Origin of the sequence: Vulcanisaeta sp. JCM 14467, assembly GCF_001316245.1 — an archaeon.
GTDB lineage: Archaea > Thermoproteota > Thermoprotei > Thermoproteales > Thermocladiaceae > Vulcanisaeta.
Genome location: NZ_BBDM01000016.1, coordinates 1 through 16,388, shown reverse-complemented (window position 1 = coordinate 16,388; position 16,388 = coordinate 1). Strand labels below are relative to the sequence as shown.

At 47.9% G+C, this 16,388-nt stretch carries 23 protein-coding genes, 1 tRNA gene, 1 pseudogene and 1 CRISPR repeat array; of the genes and pseudogenes, 7 read left to right on the top strand and 18 right to left on the bottom strand.

Annotated elements, in window-relative coordinates:
• Positions 1–101 precede the first annotated feature (101 nt).
• The 3 genes from JCM14467_RS12685 (at position 102) to JCM14467_RS18700 (ending at position 2,110) form a co-directional block, all read left to right on the top strand.
• Complete coding sequence (locus tag JCM14467_RS12685) at positions 102–1,124, top strand: MFS transporter (protein WP_252901627.1); 1,023 nt, start codon at positions 102–104, stop codon at positions 1,122–1,124.
• A 150-nt stretch (positions 1,125–1,274) separates the two neighbouring features.
• Entirely contained in the window at positions 1,275–1,976 is a 702-nt protein-coding gene (locus JCM14467_RS12680) for a DMT family transporter (RefSeq protein WP_252901626.1), read from the top strand.
• Entirely contained in the window at positions 1,934–2,110 is a 177-nt protein-coding gene (locus JCM14467_RS18700; RefSeq protein ID WP_252901625.1) for an EamA family transporter, read from the top strand. Before JCM14467_RS12680 ends, JCM14467_RS18700 begins: the two co-directional genes overlap by 43 nt.
• Before the next feature lie 35 nt (positions 2,111–2,145).
• Here the strand turns inward: JCM14467_RS18700 and JCM14467_RS12675 are convergent, their stop codons facing one another.
• The 6 genes and pseudogenes from JCM14467_RS12675 to JCM14467_RS18670 form a co-directional block, all read right to left on the bottom strand.
• Positions 2,146–2,496, bottom strand: coding sequence for a DUF1634 domain-containing protein (locus tag JCM14467_RS12675; RefSeq protein WP_252901624.1), 351 nt, complete (start codon positions 2,494–2,496; stop codon positions 2,146–2,148).
• Between the two features lie 78 nt (positions 2,497–2,574).
• Positions 2,575–3,580: pseudogene (locus tag JCM14467_RS20250) on the bottom strand (sulfite exporter TauE/SafE family protein).
• A 177-nt stretch (positions 3,581–3,757) separates the two neighbouring features.
• Positions 3,758–5,095: an amidohydrolase family protein gene (locus JCM14467_RS12665; protein WP_054850403.1), complete on the bottom strand. Its 1,338-nt coding sequence runs from the start codon at positions 5,093–5,095 to the stop codon at positions 3,758–3,760.
• Between the two features lie 6 nt (positions 5,096–5,101).
• The gene (locus JCM14467_RS18680) at positions 5,102–5,821 is read right to left on the bottom strand and encodes a hypothetical protein (protein WP_252901621.1); all 720 of its coding nucleotides are present in this window, start codon (positions 5,819–5,821) and stop codon (positions 5,102–5,104) included.
• A complete protein-coding gene (locus tag JCM14467_RS18675) occupies positions 5,785–6,150 on the bottom strand; it encodes a hypothetical protein (protein WP_252901620.1) in 366 nt (121 codons plus the stop codon). Before JCM14467_RS18675 ends, JCM14467_RS18680 begins: the two co-directional genes overlap by 37 nt.
• Positions 6,147–6,617, bottom strand: coding sequence for an amino acid permease (locus tag JCM14467_RS18670; RefSeq protein ID WP_252901619.1), 471 nt, complete (start codon positions 6,615–6,617; stop codon positions 6,147–6,149). The genes JCM14467_RS18675 and JCM14467_RS18670 overlap by 4 nt, the downstream gene beginning before the upstream one ends.
• Before the next feature lie 190 nt (positions 6,618–6,807).
• Between JCM14467_RS18670 and JCM14467_RS12655 the strand changes: the two genes are divergently transcribed.
• Entirely contained in the window at positions 6,808–7,377 is a 570-nt protein-coding gene (locus JCM14467_RS12655) for a GMP synthase subunit A (protein WP_054850402.1), read from the top strand.
• 94 nt (positions 7,378–7,471) lie between these two features.
• Positions 7,472–8,596, top strand: coding sequence for a GMP synthase (glutamine-hydrolyzing) (locus tag JCM14467_RS12650; RefSeq protein WP_054850401.1), 1,125 nt, complete (start codon positions 7,472–7,474; stop codon positions 8,594–8,596).
• Positions 8,597–8,668: 72 nt separating this feature from the next.
• On the opposite strand, the gene JCM14467_RS12645 is transcribed toward JCM14467_RS12650, so the two are convergent.
• Positions 8,669–9,160 (bottom strand): phosphoribosyltransferase, encoded by a 492-nt coding sequence (locus JCM14467_RS12645; RefSeq protein ID WP_252901618.1) that lies wholly within the window; start codon positions 9,158–9,160, stop codon positions 8,669–8,671.
• Positions 9,161–9,554: 394 nt separating this feature from the next.
• On the opposite strand from JCM14467_RS12645, the gene JCM14467_RS12640 reads away from it, so the two are divergent.
• Complete coding sequence (locus tag JCM14467_RS12640; RefSeq protein ID WP_054850400.1) at positions 9,555–9,746, top strand: hypothetical protein; 192 nt, start codon at positions 9,555–9,557, stop codon at positions 9,744–9,746.
• Between the two features lie 220 nt (positions 9,747–9,966).
• On the opposite strand, the gene JCM14467_RS19570 is transcribed toward JCM14467_RS12640, so the two are convergent.
• Together JCM14467_RS19570 and JCM14467_RS12635 are read right to left on the bottom strand one after the other, a co-directional pair.
• Entirely contained in the window at positions 9,967–10,089 is a 123-nt protein-coding gene (locus tag JCM14467_RS19570; protein ID WP_256359261.1) for a hypothetical protein, read from the bottom strand.
• A gap of 7 nt (positions 10,090–10,096) precedes the next feature.
• Complete coding sequence (locus JCM14467_RS12635) at positions 10,097–10,408, bottom strand: hypothetical protein (protein WP_054850399.1); 312 nt, start codon at positions 10,406–10,408, stop codon at positions 10,097–10,099.
• Positions 10,409–11,137: 729 nt separating this feature from the next.
• Between JCM14467_RS12635 and JCM14467_RS18665 the strand changes: the two genes are divergently transcribed.
• Complete coding sequence (locus tag JCM14467_RS18665) at positions 11,138–11,296, top strand: hypothetical protein (protein WP_252901617.1); 159 nt, start codon at positions 11,138–11,140, stop codon at positions 11,294–11,296.
• A gap of 24 nt (positions 11,297–11,320) precedes the next feature.
• Here JCM14467_RS18665 and JCM14467_RS12630 read toward each other — a convergent pair whose 3' ends face one another.
• The 9 genes from JCM14467_RS12630 to JCM14467_RS18660 form a co-directional block, all read right to left on the bottom strand.
• Positions 11,321–11,947, bottom strand: a complete 627-nt coding sequence (locus tag JCM14467_RS12630; RefSeq protein WP_054850398.1) for a hypothetical protein — start codon at positions 11,945–11,947, stop codon at positions 11,321–11,323.
• 103 nt (positions 11,948–12,050) lie between these two features.
• Positions 12,051–12,338: a hypothetical protein gene (locus JCM14467_RS12625; RefSeq protein ID WP_054850397.1), complete on the bottom strand. Its 288-nt coding sequence runs from the start codon at positions 12,336–12,338 to the stop codon at positions 12,051–12,053.
• 308 nt (positions 12,339–12,646) lie between these two features.
• Positions 12,647–13,821: a CRISPR direct-repeat array (repeat unit 25 nt; unit sequence CTTTCAATATTCTATTGAAATCTTC).
• Positions 13,822–14,181: 360 nt separating this feature from the next.
• Positions 14,182–14,691 (bottom strand): integrase, encoded by a 510-nt coding sequence (locus JCM14467_RS12620; RefSeq protein ID WP_252901616.1) that lies wholly within the window; start codon positions 14,689–14,691, stop codon positions 14,182–14,184.
• 80 nt (positions 14,692–14,771) lie between these two features.
• Positions 14,772–15,053, bottom strand: a complete 282-nt coding sequence (locus tag JCM14467_RS12615) for a hypothetical protein (protein WP_252901615.1) — start codon at positions 15,051–15,053, stop codon at positions 14,772–14,774.
• Entirely contained in the window at positions 15,050–15,289 is a 240-nt protein-coding gene (locus JCM14467_RS12610) for a hypothetical protein (protein ID WP_054850394.1), read from the bottom strand. The genes JCM14467_RS12615 and JCM14467_RS12610 overlap by 4 nt, the downstream gene beginning before the upstream one ends.
• A gap of 43 nt (positions 15,290–15,332) precedes the next feature.
• Positions 15,333–15,521, bottom strand: a complete 189-nt coding sequence (locus tag JCM14467_RS12605; RefSeq protein ID WP_054850393.1) for a hypothetical protein — start codon at positions 15,519–15,521, stop codon at positions 15,333–15,335.
• 129 nt (positions 15,522–15,650) lie between these two features.
• A tRNA-Gly gene (locus JCM14467_RS12600) sits at positions 15,651–15,729 on the bottom strand.
• Positions 15,730–15,762: 33 nt separating this feature from the next.
• Positions 15,763–16,182 carry a hypothetical protein gene (locus JCM14467_RS12595; protein WP_054850392.1) on the bottom strand — a complete coding sequence of 140 codons (420 nt, stop codon included), beginning with the start codon at positions 16,180–16,182 and terminating at the stop codon, positions 15,763–15,765.
• 24 nt (positions 16,183–16,206) lie between these two features.
• Positions 16,207–16,377, bottom strand: a complete 171-nt coding sequence (locus tag JCM14467_RS18660) for a hypothetical protein (RefSeq protein WP_252901614.1) — start codon at positions 16,375–16,377, stop codon at positions 16,207–16,209.
• Positions 16,378–16,388 lie beyond the last annotated feature (11 nt).

The window sequence follows — 16,388 nt, the reverse complement described above, 5'->3', positions numbered from 1 at the left end:
GGTGGAAGTCCCTACCGCTTCAAGCGGTAGGGACAAACGGCCTTAAAAGGGTGATTAATTACGAAATAGCTTAAAAGGTACGCAACTTAAGACGTGCCTGAATGGAACTAAGCAATAAACTCGCCCTGATAGGCGCCGTCCGATCTCTAGGCGGCTCTCTCCTCTGGTCTTTCACGGGATTCGCACTATTCCAATACTACAGACTACCCCTCACCCTGGTCTCCCTATTCTACGTTGCGCAGGCCGTGGTTAGCTCCATAGCCTTCATGGTTGGTGGTTACCTAGCGGACTTCCTTGGTCGGGTCCGGACAATGGTCATTTCAGCAGTGGCATCATCAATAGCCCTGCTCATTGCATACGTAATTAATAGGCCGTTTATTGTCATAATCATGGTCCTCACACAATCCTTCTTCAACAACGCCTATGGAGTGGCCAACACATCAATCGTTGGGGATTACGCGAGGGGGTTCACATCACTCGTTAAGTACTTTAGCAGGCTTAGGGTTGGCATAAACGCCGGCTGGGCCATTGGGCCTGCCATCGGTGGGCTGCTTTATGAGGTCTACGGCTTTAGGGTCCTAATGCTCCTGGGCTCATTAATACCACTGGCCGCATTACCATTATTGGCCACCCTGCCCGAGCCAAATTACACGGTTGAAGCCGGCCTCACGTTTCACGTGAGTAGGTCCTTCGCCCTATTCCTAATACCGACCTTCCTAACATTCCTCGTAATGGGTCAACTCGGCTTCCCACTACTCACGTACTATAACGCACACGATGGCCTAACCACGTTCCAAGTGGGCCTACTATACATGGAGAATGGCTTACTAGTCGTCTTCCTACAGGACCTCATCGGTAAGTACTTAAGGAAGCCTAACCTCATATCGCTTGGCATGGTTATTTACGGCATGAGTTACCTAGCCGTGGCTTTCATACCTAACTTCACCTGGGCTGTGGTTGACATGTTCTTCATAACCCTCGCGGAGATGATCGTTTCACCTCTGTCCCAAAGCATAGCCAACACCCTCGCGGACCCGAGGTCCCGTGGCCGCTACATGGGCCTGTACTCACTTGTGACTGGCTGGGTAGGACTGTGGCCTCATCAATCTCGAGCATATTCCTAATACACGCAATTAGGCAGCCACTCACGCTGTGGGGCTTCGTATTTGCTACGGCCCTGGCATCATCGGGCTGTACACTGTGATCATTAGGAGCGCCGTTATTGTTGAGCGAAGAGCGTAATACTCATTAAGGGGATGGTGGTATTCCACGTCGTGGATGATAAACACAGTCTATGGCCTGGCGCCTACATAATGGCTGCCGCGGCTCTTTGGTCGACGATAGGTGTGGCGAGTGTGTATAGTGCGAACCCAATCATGCTAGCCCTCTTCAGGTCGTTATTCGCCTCCCTAGTGGCCATATTTATTCATAGGTCACTGAGCAAGGCGTCCATAATAACTGGTTTGGCGCTTGGCGTGTTATTTGCGGTATACCCGCTTGCTGCGGTCATGGCTGGTGTGGGGCTAGCGGCGTTTCTCCTATATACGGCGCCCCTGTGGGCAACATTGGCCGCGCTAGCCATGGGTGAGAAGCCAGGTAGGCGTGGGGTTATCGGCGTCTCACTGGTGATGGTCGCCATCGCATTGATAGGCGTCCAAACTATTAGGGGTTTGATAAATACCGTGGGAGTCGTTATGGGTATATTATCCGGAGTGTCCTATGGCTCCTACATAGCCCTTGCCAGGAGGTTTGCCAGGGTTGGTAATGAGACCGACGTTTCCTGGGGCGCAATACCCTACACCCTAATCGTAACAGCGCCTACGGCATTAGCCTACTTGGCTATTACGGGTTCCTGGAGTCCAATAATCAGGCCAGCCCTGTGGGGCGTTTACCTCGGGATAGTGACTACGGTGATACCTACAGGCTCTTCGCGATGGGTGTCTCAAGGGTCAAGGCATCCACGGCCTCTGTCATAGCCACACTGGAACCCGTCCTGGCTGCCATCTGGGGCTTCCTACTCTTTGGGCAAGTACCCACGGCATTGACGTTGGTGGCCTACGTATTAATAATAATAGCATCGATAATAGTATCCCTGGGAAGCGAGGCGTAGTGCATTAATATTTCATTTTTAAAATATAGAGGGTGTTATTTAGAGGATGGGCAGAGTAGTTTGAGTAGTTGTGCGTTTGCGTGTAGGTGCATTATTGATGGTAGTACGAATATTGCCAGCATTAGGTTTATGAAGACCACGGCCGTTATGAATACGTAGAGCCAATCTCTCTCCATGGCGAATGAGACAATGCCAAGGGCAACCCTAAGCACTGGCGTCGCTATTAACACCATTAGTCCGAGTATTATGAATGATAGTGGGTCTAGGCTTGGTAGTCTGGAGAGCGCGTACATGGGTGGTATAACCGTGGTATTTATTGGGGATGTTGAGCTCATGACAAGCGTCTCGCTGCACCCAAGGGCCTCACCCTTAACGTGGAATAACACAATACCGATTATTATTAGGCTATGCTTATGATCACGCCATACCTAAGGGTTAGCCCAATCACGTAGTCCATGTCCCACTTAGGCATTCCCACCACCCCTAGCCGCGGTTTTTCCCTCCTTCCTTGCCATGAGTATGCCGTAGCGGTAGTACAGTATTGACATCACTATCGCCGTGAATACTATGCTCAATATGTACTGGGTTGCCACGGCTATCGTTATTATGTGGTCTATGTAAAGGCCCTTGAGGAGCATTTCCATGCCCAGGAACGCCAGTATTGCCAGGAAGACCCACCTAACCTGCTTATTCGTGATCCTTACTAATATCTTAGTGCCGCTCATAGCCCCTATCAAGACGCCTATGGCCGTGACTGCAGCCATCATTGGCTGTATATAGCCGAAGTACCAGTACAGGGCGCTGCCCGTGGCTGCTGTTACTCCTATCATGAAGTTGCTTGTTGTTGTGCTCACCTTCATCGGTAGGTTCATCGCCCAGTCCATACCCAATACCTTCAGGCGCCACTGCCAATACCTAACAAACCACTTATGAAACCTGCGAAGAACATTATCAACTCACCAAGCCACCAACGAACACCCCAATACTTAACCTCCATCTTTAGTGCATCATCGTAGTAACTACCGTATAGCTTGAAGACCCTTGTCGTCCAGTCGGGCTTCCTTGGGTCTGGTATCTCGTACTTACCCCTCTGGGCTGTCGGTATTATTGATGTTAGTATCACGATGCCGAAAACCACGTAGACAATCCACGCAAGGTTATGGCTATATATGTAGGCGGCTGTTAGCGAACCAACGATTGAGCCCGTCGTAGTGGCTATTTCGAGGCCCATTCCAATCCTGACATTCGTTATCCTATCCTAATGTATGCACTTGCCGCGCCGCTTGATGTTGCTATTGTGGATATTAGGGATGCACCGGCTGCATAGGCTATTGGTATGCCGAGGAATAGCGTCAGTAGTGGCACCAGTACCGTCCCGCCACCAAGCCCCGTCAGTGATCCAAGTAACCCAGCTATTATGCTGAATACAAGTAATTCTATGCAACATAATATTGTTCTAAGCAGTACCATACTTATGCCAGTTGGTTGGGTCGACCTTAAAAAAACTAACTTCTTACGGTGAGTTTATCATGCGTTCTACGGTAGTTACTAATGCGTAATTTAAGTCATGCATATGACTTAATCTTAATTACTTAATCGTTTTTAGGTTTCATAATGCTTTAACATTTTATATATGCAAAATGAGATTCACGGAATACCGTATTTCACGCCATTCAACTTCTCACTAATACTAGGCATCACTGCATAGAGCCTTTCAATGATATAATCCTCATTAATGCCTACTAACCTACCATCCCTAACGATAAACCTACCACCAACCAACGTGTCGGTGACATGATGGCCGTCTAAAAACGAAATCACTGATTCCACGGGATCATGAATGGGCAATGCCCTGGCGTCGTCAAGCCTAAGCGTTATTAGGTCTGCCTTAAAACCCTCGGCAATGACGCCCACGTTATCACCAATAAGCAACCCACCCCAGCCTGTGAGTGCCCTGAGCATTGTGATTGAGTTGAAGGAGGACTTGTCGTAGGTCATGCCCACGGTCAATGCCTTACCCACAGCCCTGGCAACCTTAACCTCATGGAGAAGGTCAAGCGTTGTGAAGGCACCGCCATCACTGCCGAACCCAAACAACATGTCACTGAACATGGGTAGCCAGTGGGGACCCATTACTAATGAGTCAACAGTTGGACACCAGGCAATGCCCAACCCCCTCTCCCTAACTATGGTTCTCTCCCTATTGGACAGGTACACGGCGTGGGCTATCACCGTAGGCCTTATCAACGTTAGGCCAAGCCTATCCATCACCTCCAGGGGCCTAACGCCATACCTAGTCAGTGAGTAATCAACCTCGCCCTGGTACTCACCGAGGTGGTACGTAATGCCTAGGCCCCTACTTAGGCATAGGTCCTTAGCCTTGAGGAGTAGGTCCTCGGTAACCATCATTAACTGCCTGATAGAGCACCAAACCCTAACCCTGTCATTAACCTCGGGAAGTAACTCCTCAACCCTTCGAAGGACCTCCTCAGCATCAATTACCTGCCCATCCCTCACGTTGAAGGTTGATGGTGTGACCACACCCCTAATACCAACCTCGTCAATCGCCTTAACCAACTCCCTGGGCCTTGGAGCACCAGCCTCGATGAAGTAAGTGATGCCGTTCTTCGCCATGGCAGCCACGCTAACCAATGATGATAGGTACGCCAGGTCATCAGTGAGTAGTTCCTCAAAGGGTATCAGGAGCCTCGTCCATATCGGCGGTAGCGCAAGTCGATTATCATTAATGAATGACCTAAGCAATACCTGCTGCGTGTGGGTGTGGGCGTCGACTAGGCCCGGCATTAGGATGTGCCTATCCCTGCTTATGAACTCCTCGCCCCTATAATTACTGAGCACGTCGCTTGCCCTGCCCACGGCCCTTATCAAGCCGTTATCTATAGCCACGGCTCCATCCTCAATGACCGAGGGATTTGACATTGTTATTACGTACTTAGCCCTAATTACCAAGTCAACACGCTCCATTATTAATCACTCGGGCGGTATCTCGACGTAGGCCACGGAAATATCCATGCCATATCTCCTAAGGTATATAGACCTAGCCACTAGGTAGGCTATTATGCCAAGCACGAAGGCGCCAATTATCACGCCGTAGGCTAGCCAATTACCGCCCCAGATCTGTGGATACGCCAAGAACTCATAGTCTAGGTAGATGAAGACTAGGAACTGCAGGGCGCCGGCCACGATTAATGCAGCCTTAACACCACTACCTAATTCACCCCTCCTAAGCGCTATTATCACCGCGGCTAAGCCCACAAACGCCAGGTAAGTTAATGGGCCGATCTCGGTGCCGTAGAGGGCTGTGAATGTTCCGTAGAATAACCCAGTGACGGCTATTAGGATTGACGTGACGGCCAGGTCGAATAGGTGTGCGTATATTGGTGTTCCGAACCTTGGGCTTAGGTATGCGAAGGCGCTGGGCCAAACCCTGTCGAAGGCAAGGGCAAACCAATACCTAACAACCACAATAGCACCATAGGCAAGTATGGCTAGGTACCAAATGACTGAGGCCAAACCAATGAACCACCTGAGGGCGTAATTGCCCGACAACGCCATTGCCACGGTCCAGAAGTTAATGATGCCATTAACGTTGGGGTTGGCTAGGGCCTCGGTGGTGAACCTAAAGCCCAGTGAGTAGTACATGGCTTCGAAGCCTACGGTGGCCAGGACCATGGTGACAAGGGCAGCCACTGGGACGTTGTACTTAATGGCGTTCCTACCCCTAATCTCGGAGCTATGGCGGGTCCAGCCATTAGCCAGGGATAGACGTACAGGGCGAAGAAGGGTATTACCATTAATACGCCGTTGAGTGTGGTCTCAGGCCCCTTATAATTATTGGCTAGGGATGAGTAAGTGTAACCGCTCGGTAGCAACTTATTGATTGCGGTTATGGCGACCGCCCTCGGAGTTAAGAAGAGTATCGCAATGGCAGCCGCTAACCCAATTAGCGATACGGTGGTTAATACAGTCATTAACCTAAAGCCATACTTAGTACCTAATATGTTGGTTAGGACTATCACGCGAAGAAGGCTATGGCTATGCCTATCATTGCCCAGGTGCTGAGGGATATGTTCACGCCCAGGGCGGGTAGCACCGACTCAAGTTGAAAGACGCCGGCTATGGCCACGAGCGCGTAGTAGGCCAGCGCCTGTATAACGAAGGCCATGACGAGGCCATTAATGAGCCAGGCAGCCTTAGGCCCAAACGCCCTTGTGAGCCAAACGTAGTCACCGCCAGTGCGCGGTATTAACGTGGTCAGTAGCGAGTAAACTATTATTTGAGGTACGGAGAGCAGGAACGCTATTAGTGATGCATACACTAGGTTAACGCCAATAACCGTTGGCAGGGTAGCTAACGTGAAACCGGCTGTACCTAACGCAGCACCTATTGACATGTTGGCGATGTTTATTGAAATGGCATCCCAAAAACCGGCCTCCTTAACCAAACCCGTGGACTCCCTAAGGAATACGCCCTGTTTAGTCCCCATTGTTTCATCGAGAATTGGAATATTTAAAAACCTTTCGTATAGGAATTACGAGTTTTTTTATTTAAATAATTAATTAAATTGATTAATCAATTCATTAAATAATTGGCTCGGTAATAAGTTGGGGTAAATTACGTGGGCATGGTTTACTATTGATGAAAAGTATTTAAACATTTATTGGGCCTAAGTGATTGTGGTTGTTGGGATTCTTGACTTTGGCGGTCAATACAACCACTTAATACTTAGGCGCGTGACCGAGCTGGGCTTTAGGGGTAATTTCCTAAGCCCAAATGAACCACTCGATAGGGTTAAGCAATCCTTCGATTGCTTGATCATTAGTGGCGGGCCCTGGAACATACCGGAGGACTTGCCTAGGACAGGGAATGCCATTAACTACATCCTCGAGTTTCCAGGTCCCATACTCGGTATTTGCCTTGGGCATCAACTAATGGCTTATGCTTACGGTGGTGAGTTGGTTAGGGGTTACCCTGAGTTTGGTGGTGTTAGGGTTTACGTGGATAGGGAGGACACTATACTAAGGGGTTTGCCCAGGGAATTCATGGCGTGGGAGAGCCATAACATAAGTGTCGTTAAACCACCCAGTGGTTTTGAGGTTATTGCACATAGTGATATCGTTCCCATCGAGGCAATGGTTAATGAGGGGATCTATAGGTTCGGTGTTCAGTTCCACCCAGAGGTTAGGCATACTCAGTATGGTTCCGTAATTATGAGGAACTTCCTCAGCCTTTGCCAGCGTAGGTGATTCATTGTTATAATTATTGATTAAATAATCCAGTGGGTAATACGGTGCAATTACAGGCTAAGGTATTTAAATAATTCATACAATAATAATCGATATGGAGACTTCACTTATCAATAGGGTTGTTGAGGAGGTTAGGTCATTACCCATTAGGTGTGCGTTGGCTGCTATATCGGGTGGTGTTGATAGTACGACGGCCGCAGTCCTCGTTAGGAGGGCGATAGGCGATAGGTTGAGGGCTGTGTTTATTGATACGGGCTTCATGAGGTTGGGCGAACCTGCCAACGTAAAGGAACTACTCAGTGATATCCTCCCCATCGAGGTCATTAACGCCGGCGATAGGTTCTACCGTGAAATGCTCGGGCTTGGTGACGCTGAGGAGAAGAGGATTAGGTTCAGGGAGGTGTTTTACACTGTGCTCTCGGAGATTGTCAGGAACTACGGCTGTGATTGGTTAGTTCAGGGTACAATAGCCCCTGACTGGATCGAGACGAGGGGTGGTATCAAGACGCAGCACAACGTGCTTGAACAAATCGGCATTGACGCCGCTTCGAAGTACGGGTTCAAGCTCCTTGAACCGCTTAGGGAGCTCTATAAGGACCAGGTTAGGGAGTTGGCTAGGCAGTTGGGTGTGCCGGATGCAATAATTAATAGACAGCCCTTCCCAGGGCCTGGTCTGAGCATTAGGGCTGTGGGTGAGTTAACCCTGGAGAAGCTTGACGTGGTTAGGAGGGCTACGAAGATCATTGAGGAGAGGCTCGAGGGTATGGGACTAAGCCAGTGGTTCGCGGCGGTTTGGGAGTATGAAGTTAGTCCCAATGGGGACTTGTCAAGAGTGATAAGTGGTCTTGGCAGGTTAAGTGCCTACCTATTCAGGGTTAGGGCCACCGGCGTTAAGGGTGATTCCAGGGCATACGGCAATGTGGTGCTAGTTAGTGGTGAGCTGGGTAATTGGGACTCGGTGTATGAATTATACAGGTACTTGGGTACTATACGTGAGGTCACGCACGTGGTCTATGAATTAATAAGTAGGGGTGTTGGGAGGTACTTCGTGTCGATAAGGGCGGTGTCGACTGAGGACTTCATGACGGCCGACGTGGCAAGGCTACCGCGTGAGTTACTCATGGATATTGCGCAGGAGATAATGAATAACGATGATAGGGTTGCGGCCGTTGGTTATGACGTAACACCCAAGCCACCGGCCACCATTGAGTATGAGTAGGCTAGCGAATTAATCTAATCAACTTATTCGTGAAGTCCTCACCAAAGTAATCACTAAGCCTTAAATCCCTAATCACCGACTCCAGCTTGAGCCCCTGGCCTGGTTCCTAACGATCTCACCAACCTCCCAGGGAAATAGGATCCACCTATCCGTGACGCCAACGTAGTAGTCAGGCTTGACGCTTGACCAGGGCTTAACATAGAGCGTCGCAGTCCTGACCTCCCTCGCGCCATAAAGCCTGAGCAAGTCCCGGGCAGTGGTTAAGGTCTTACCCGTGTCTGCCACATCATCCACAACCAACACGTTCCTACCCCTCAGGTCATGAATTATTGGGTATGTGATTACAGGCTCCTCACTCTGCCCAACCCTGGTCCCGTAACTCACAATGCCGAGGACCACTAAGTCCTCAACGCCCAGGAAGTCCGAGATCAACCTACCCACTATGTAGCCTCCCCTCAATATGGCGATTACCGAGTCCGGCCTATAACCGGATTCCTTAATCATAAGTGATAAATCAAGCGTTAAATCAACAAGCCTCTGCCAATTAAGGACTAGGAACTCCATTAACCAACTCAATTAAACAATTATGTTAAAAGGCTTTCCTCATGGCAAGTAATGGCTTTACCATAAACAATTAAATGATAAGACTCAATTCAGGAAATAACGATATTCCGCGTCCGCCACTAGAACCAACGACCCGGCATTGCTAGGTCATGAACTTAATGACGTAGGTATAGGTATATAATTTTTATTTATTTTTATTAGTGTTTTATAATAAATTTATATCAGTTATTGTTATTTAAAATTTATGTTATTATGTTAATATTGCATAATATATGAAATATTCTAAATGTTAATTGATTATTAATATATACTCTACATATCGACGTATATTTTTCGGACACATTCTTATTTAGGATAGAAAGATATTTAAATGCCTTTGAAGTTAAAATACGATGTGAAAGATAACTTAAGGTGTTCTGGTATAAAGCTTGGTAAGTTCCTTGATTGCGCGTTCCGGGCTATTGTTGAGGCTAAACTGGGTCTAGTGAATAAGGATGAGGCGCTTGACGCATTATGGGAATACCTCGTAAACATTGATTATGAAGTAAGGAAACTAAGGGAGATTAATGGTAATAACCTGGATTAAGGCATACGGTAACCATGCGGGTCCCACAGCTGTTAACCGTGTTGCTCACCACACCATCCCTATTAAGCCTATTATAGTACTAATGTCTTCTTCGCACATTCTTTAGGCTAGTCTCGGAATTCCGACGTCAATCCTCGTCTCAATGAAAGTATTGGTTTGGCATTGACATTTAGAGGGGGTTAATCAATACCCTCAGTTATGGCTAGTATTTAGTACGTGGTCATTGCTGGGTTTTACACCTCCAGGCTCTGTAGGCTTGCTTAACAACCTCATTAATTCCTAGGATTGCCAGAATCTCACTTGCAACCTTAGCCCATGCGTAGTAGGAGTCCTTGCTTGGCACGTGACATTCATGAGTACAGTGCCTCAACAGGCTTATACGGCGGGTTTGGGTTCCTAAGGGCTAGTATTACAAGTCCGTTTGTCAAGACCACAGCCTCCACGTAATCCTCAATCCCTGAATCCTCGAGTACGCCCACCACGGCATCCAAGCCCAGCCCTGGTTCGGCAAGGAACCACGCAATGTCGGTCAATGTATTATTGAGTATTAACTCAATACCCCTGGCGTTGGCTAGGAGCGTGCACCAGTAATCCCAGTAATCCCTATTTACGCCAAGCCAACCAGCGCAATTGATCTCGGGCGGTGTCGTCACGGAAACCATAGGCACGCTACCCAATAGCGGCTTAATAAACCTATTAATAAATTAATGCCAAAACTAAGGATCAACTGAAAGATAGGGATTAAGGGATAGATCGTGCCTTGATTGTGGAGCATAAAACTAGGATTAATCGACCTTCGGGTCAATATGATGCTGACCAACGCTACTCATCGCGGAGACAATACCTAATATATAATTTAATAACAAGGACTTAAACCATCTATTGAGCAATACCGAGATCCCCATTAGTAAAACACAAAGTATGTTATTGTTACGAATACGTTCTTACAGGGAAGGCACCAACACAGCACAACCTATAATAGCTCCTTAGGCTGTGGTTGAATAATACCGTAATAATATCTCTCATCATAAATCTAGTAAACGCTTTGTGCGCTAAATCGAACAATTACGTTCATAATTTACGATAAATCCGAGCCATTGAAATCATCGAATTGACTCAATGCATGTAAGATACCACACTTTGATAATAACACTAAGCAGTCCATAGACCATGGACGTCGACGGCGATTAAGAAACCGAATACATCTTTGGTGTGGCCGCCGGGATTTGAACCCGGGTTCTGCGGCTCGGGTTCAGGCGAGTCAAGGATTACTACCCATACTCCCCACCTGTGATAGGCTTCGAAACCATGGACAAGATACTTAGTATTAGCGAGGCCGTTGACTTCCTCACGCTTGGCTCAAGCATTACGTATGAGGAGTACACCTGGGCATGATGAGGGGTGTCTTCGACTACCTGAGGAATCATGAGTACCTAAACACGGCCTCGCTGGAGTGGTGTAGGTACACCCTGATTGACATTCCAGAGCTAGAGGAGTTCCACCTATACGAGGAGATCAAACTTGATGCCTACCACCAGGAGGAATCATGAACCCCTGGGTAATACCCAGGGGCCCTACCCAGGGAATGGTGTTACCTCATTCCCATCCTCCATTAGCCATACCCCAAGCTCCCTGGCCCTATCCACCGCATCCTGCAAGGCCCTCAGGCAGTAGACAACAATGACGACCCTTCCAGGGAACCTGTCCGGAAACCTCTTCACTGCATCCTTGATCTTCTCCACGACGCCATCAATCACCGCAGGGCCGACCCTGACCTTGGCCTCACCGACAATGGTTAATTGGCCGTTGGTCCCATAAATGTCGAATTCGTACTCAGAGTCGAATTGCACTGGGCCGGTCTTGATACTAATACCACGCTGCCTGAGGTAGTACTGGACCATGTTGTTGGCCTCAACCTCCACACTCATTGTAATGTTCTCCAGCGTCCTATCAATCCTATCAACCCTGCTCTCAAGCCTGTTCATACCCTCCTCAAGCTTGCCAACCCTCTCCTCAAGCCTATCAATTCTCTCCACAAGCTTGGTGAGTACCTTGAGCACCTCAACCTGGGTACTCCTTAACTCAGCCATACCCTTGAGCAACTCCTGAATACCTAGCAATCCCATTACGGCATTCCTAAACTCCCAATCCTCCTCAAGAGCCTTGAGGAAACGCTCCTTCTCCTCCTGGCTCAGGCCCATGGCTCAGTAATTAATAGCCAGAGCCTTAAAAGGCTAATGCCCGAGGTGATGTGCCATGAGAAGTTGAGAGTAACCCCTGGCAATGCCAGGGGCTGGGGAGTGGTTATAGTGGCTTGGCCTCGAAGTATTCCGTGTCGCCCCTACGGCCCTTGTAAACGATCTTAACACCCTCGTTAACGAGCAATGGCCTCCTCGGCACCTTATCAACCCACTCAACAACGTACTTGCCATAAGGCCCCAGTCTACGCCTCGGTATTGCAAGCACTAGGTGGAAGCCATTGGGCATGAACCCACCCACCACACTCCTACCCCTCTCGGCAATTTCATCAGCCACTTCCTTACCAACCTCAACCCACTGGTTGATACTTGGGTCATATACTTGATATGTCACGAGGTCCTCGCCTTTATTGGCACGCTCATCATCGAAGACTATACGCAGCCTAACAAGCCCATACCCATCCAGCCCAAATTAGTAATCGAAATTGGTACTTATTGGCCTAGCCATGCCTGGGGCTTTGGTTGTGCCTGTTGAGGACTTGCACTTAATGGTTAGTCATCAATGCCGTGGGGGATTGCAACTCACTAACTCCAGACCCCAGCGACTCAAGCCCCAAAGGCAAACCCAACAAACACACCAACACCCCATCGAAAACCCCATACACCAAAAACACCGATTCCATCCAAGCCACTAATCACAATCCTCCAACATTCCATTGAAATCCTCCAGCATGGTATCCCTATACCATTCGACCAGGAGTTAGAGACCTTTCAATATTCTATTGAAATCTTCTCAGGGACTTGGCAGGTGATCAGAACCTAGACATAATCAGTCTTTCAATATTCTATTGAAATCTTCGCATTGACGACATAATCGAGACGATCAAGTACAACTGCAAAGGCCTTTCAATATTCTATTGAAATCTTCATCATGGTCTAGGCACCACACAGTTGAAATACGATTAAACGACTTTCAATATTCTATTGAAATCTTCCTCGTACACCACAATACTCAACAACACAGCCAACAACCTACACTTTCAATATTCTATTGAAATCTTCCACGGAGAGCCACTTCCAAAGCCCCTCACGACTCAACCTCCCTTTCAATATTCTATTGAAATCTTCAATGAGGAGAACGCCAAGCACAGGAGCACCAATACGCATCTTTCAATATTCTATTGAAATCTTCACCGACTACATCAAGTGCGTGCTTGGGCTATTCAACACTGGGGTTCTTTCAATATTCTATTGAAATCTTCTTAAGCAGGAAATACCGCAGGAAATCAAGCAAATCATAGACACTTTCAATATTCTATTGAAATCTTCATACACAACAAGCACGAGCTGGATTGAAGGCGTGATACTAAACTTTCAATATTCTATTGAAATCTTCAATTGGTTATGAGAATCGAGAGTCACAAACAACTAATAATCTTTCAATATTCTATTGAAATCTTCCTACCTACTTGGTGTTCAGGAAGGTGTTGTTAAGCCCAGCTTTCAATATTCTATTGAAATCTTCATTATCAGGGTTCCATACAAGAGTGCAGGAATTATGCAAGTATGCTTTCAATATTCTATTGAAATCTTCCCATGCACATGTGGGTATTGTATCAAGCAGGGCCGATTGCCACAAAACTTTCAATATTCTATTGAAATCTTCTGGGCATGGCGATGGTTAAGCCCAACCCAACCGAAAAGGAAAATAAACTTTCAATATTCTATTGAAATCTTCTTGGCAACGAACAGCACGGCATTCGGTAGTCTATTCGGTTCATCACTCTTTCAATATTCTATTGAAATCTTCACCAGCACATTCAGCGGTAGCCTAGGCAGTTTACTGCATAATCTTTCAATATTCTATTGAAATCTTCTGGTTCGCTGGTTTATTTGTCCCTTTATAAGTTTTTTTCTTCTTCGTGTTTTGCTTCCATTAGAACATCTTTCTACTCCTAATCTTCACGGTTCGTGTTTGTTCTCACGGTCTGCATTAGGAATTGAATTGTTGTTCTCACGGTATTTCAACCCCTAAACACCGAGCCTGTTCCAATGGTGCCTTATCCATTGTAAAACGAGACAGATGCACGGTACCATGCACACTATACGAACATTAATGCATTCAACCCCACAAAGGAAGTGCTTAAAAATGTGTGCACGGTATCGTGCATGCCAGACACACTTAAGTGCATGGTTTGGTGCCTTTGTTGGGGTTTTTGGCCTAAATCATTGGTTATTCACGTGATTACAAGACCGTTAAGGGGTGGCCATGGCTTAACAAAAACCACTGCCCGGCAACCCAAACACATAACCCATCGGCATAGCAGGCACGGTGCGTGCTCCAGGTACCACTTCCTGAGCTCCTCATGCCTAGGACTCCAGTAATGCTCGATTAGGACTCGGTACTCCGATGGTGGGGCACGGCCCTGGAGCGTGTTCACAATGGACTCTGGTACTCCCCTGCTAATCATCCAGGTTGCGAAGAACTTGCGGAGTTCATAAAGCTCAAGCTCCCTACCCAGGACCTGCCTGGCAGCCTCCTTAATCTCCCTCCTGAGCCTATCCCTGTCGAAGGGTAGGAACCTGTCCTTTAAGCCCTCTATGTATTCCCTGGACCACTCCGCAGCGGCCATGCCCCTGGTGCTCTTTATGAGGGCTTGCTCACGCCTCGGTAGGTAATTCTCCATAATGAACTCAAGGGTCTCAGGCCTGAGAAACGTCACGAAGGCACGTTTGGTCCTGGTCACTTTCTCAATCCTTAGCATTCCTCGTTTAAGGTACACGCTATCTATCTTGATTAGGAATGCTCGCTGGGCCTAAGTCCATCCTACGCCAAAATGAGGAAGTAGGTCTTTATCTCAATACTCCTTATCCTAGCGAGTATTTGCCTAAGCTCCTCAATTGTTGGGAGCCTAACCTTCTTGCTCGGCCCCGTCTTGATTGTTGTGAATGAGTTATAGACTTGGTTGTATAGGTTTGGGTCCCTGGGCCTTAAGACAAGTTTTAGGAATGCCTTTAGGCTGGTCGATACGTGCCTAGCCACATTTAGGCCCTTCTCGTTTAGGACTATTGACAAATACTCATTAATCCCCTCTAGGTTAGTACTCAACCCATCTTAGCAAGTGCCTTTCGTATGTAGTACACCCTATCCCTGATAGTCTTCTCAGCACGCCCTCTTACCCTCATTGCACTTATGTATGCACTAATGTCCTCCTCAGTGACGTGCCACTCACTATCGAGGGATCTGACATAGTCGCCCAGGTACCTATTGAGTAGTGCCAGGAATTGCCCCCTGAAGTCTGGGTTCTCTTTAGCTGTGATGATGACCCTGAGGGCATCAGCCAATGTGGCTTTTTTTCTCGGGAACTCAGCCCTTGGGTAGGGCTGTTTAGCTCCTCGTGGCTAGGTACTCAAGGAGTTTGCACAGGATTGAGTCGCCTATCTTAACGTTTCCATGCCTCAGCATTGACATGCACCTAGGCGTTATCCCGAGGTCCTTCGGCTTAACCCTACCATTTCCATCAAGGTAATTGAAAATGAGCCTCCACTGCTCATCACTTATTTGCCCCGAGATCAATGAGCGTGCAATCAACCATACCCAACTGGGGATTAAGCCCCAGGACTCGTTTGCAAACCTTATGGAAAAGAGCCCCAACGTGTATAGAAATGGTCTCGGTGATGATGCATGTAGGGATTAGGCGTTTTTTGGTGCGGCCGCCGGGATTTGAACCCGGGTTCTGCGGCTCGGGGGGCCGCCATCCTAGACCAGTCTAGACGACGGCCGCTGATTATACAGTGCCTTTACGGAGTTTTAAAGCTTATTGCTTATGAGACGACCTGGGCTCGGTCTTGAGTGAGGTCCTCGAGACAATCCACCGCGGCCACCCCCCTCTGTGGGTGCTAAGCGCCTTAGTATCATGGCTATGTTCTGTCTTTTTCTTCTCGTCCTTTGTTTTCTCGAGCTTCCTACGTAGCACTTCAATGACTTGCTCCTTAATGTCGTCGTACTTTTCAACCACATATGCTGGTACTATGACGGCTAAGTATTTACCCCTCTTATTAATGTAGGCGTGAAACTCATTGCCGTATTTAGCCTTTAATGCATTAATGACCTTCTCGGCCTCAACCCCATCCCTTACTTGGTGTATCAACATAATAGTACCCTTACGAACACTTACCGCGAATCCATAACTAGCCACGATGATTTGCGTCTCACCCCTTCGCCATTTTACCTCCATTTCGGCAATCCTCCTTAGGTTACTTCACTTCTCGAAGCTTAACGCATCGAGGGCATCACGCAGTATGGGTGGCAGGACATTAATCATCACCCTAGCTAAGCCAATGGCGTTGCTTCCGTGGAACCTCACATCAATTACGCCACCACCGACTGGCTCGGGCCTCCAGCCAAAGCCCATACCCTTCAGCCTCTCCAACAACGGCTACC

Bases quoted from the DNA above. Each gene is read 5' to 3' on its own strand.
- JCM14467_RS12685 (WP_252901627.1), top strand. From the start codon at position 102: ATGGAACTAAGCAATAAACTCGCCCTGATAGGCGCCGTCCGATCTCTA.
- JCM14467_RS18700 (WP_252901625.1), top strand. From the start codon at position 1,934: ATGGGTGTCTCAAGGGTCAAGGCATCCACGGCCTCTGTCATAGCCACA.
- JCM14467_RS12665 (WP_054850403.1), bottom strand. From the start codon at position 5,095: ATGGAGCGTGTTGACTTGGTAATTAGGGCTAAGTACGTAATAACAATG.
- JCM14467_RS18670 (WP_252901619.1), bottom strand. From the start codon at position 6,617: ATGGGGACTAAACAGGGCGTATTCCTTAGGGAGTCCACGGGTTTGGTT.
- JCM14467_RS12650 (WP_054850401.1), top strand. From the start codon at position 7,472: ATGGAGACTTCACTTATCAATAGGGTTGTTGAGGAGGTTAGGTCATTA.
- JCM14467_RS12645 (WP_252901618.1), bottom strand. From the start codon at position 9,160: ATGGAGTTCCTAGTCCTTAATTGGCAGAGGCTTGTTGATTTAACGCTT.
- JCM14467_RS12635 (WP_054850399.1), bottom strand. From the start codon at position 10,408: ATGGTTTCCGTGACGACACCGCCCGAGATCAATTGCGCTGGTTGGCTT.
- JCM14467_RS18665 (WP_252901617.1), top strand. From the start codon at position 11,138: ATGATGAGGGGTGTCTTCGACTACCTGAGGAATCATGAGTACCTAAAC.
- JCM14467_RS12630 (WP_054850398.1), bottom strand. From the start codon at position 11,947: ATGGGCCTGAGCCAGGAGGAGAAGGAGCGTTTCCTCAAGGCTCTTGAG.
- JCM14467_RS12595 (WP_054850392.1), bottom strand. From the start codon at position 16,182: ATGGAGGTAAAATGGCGAAGGGGTGAGACGCAAATCATCGTGGCTAGT.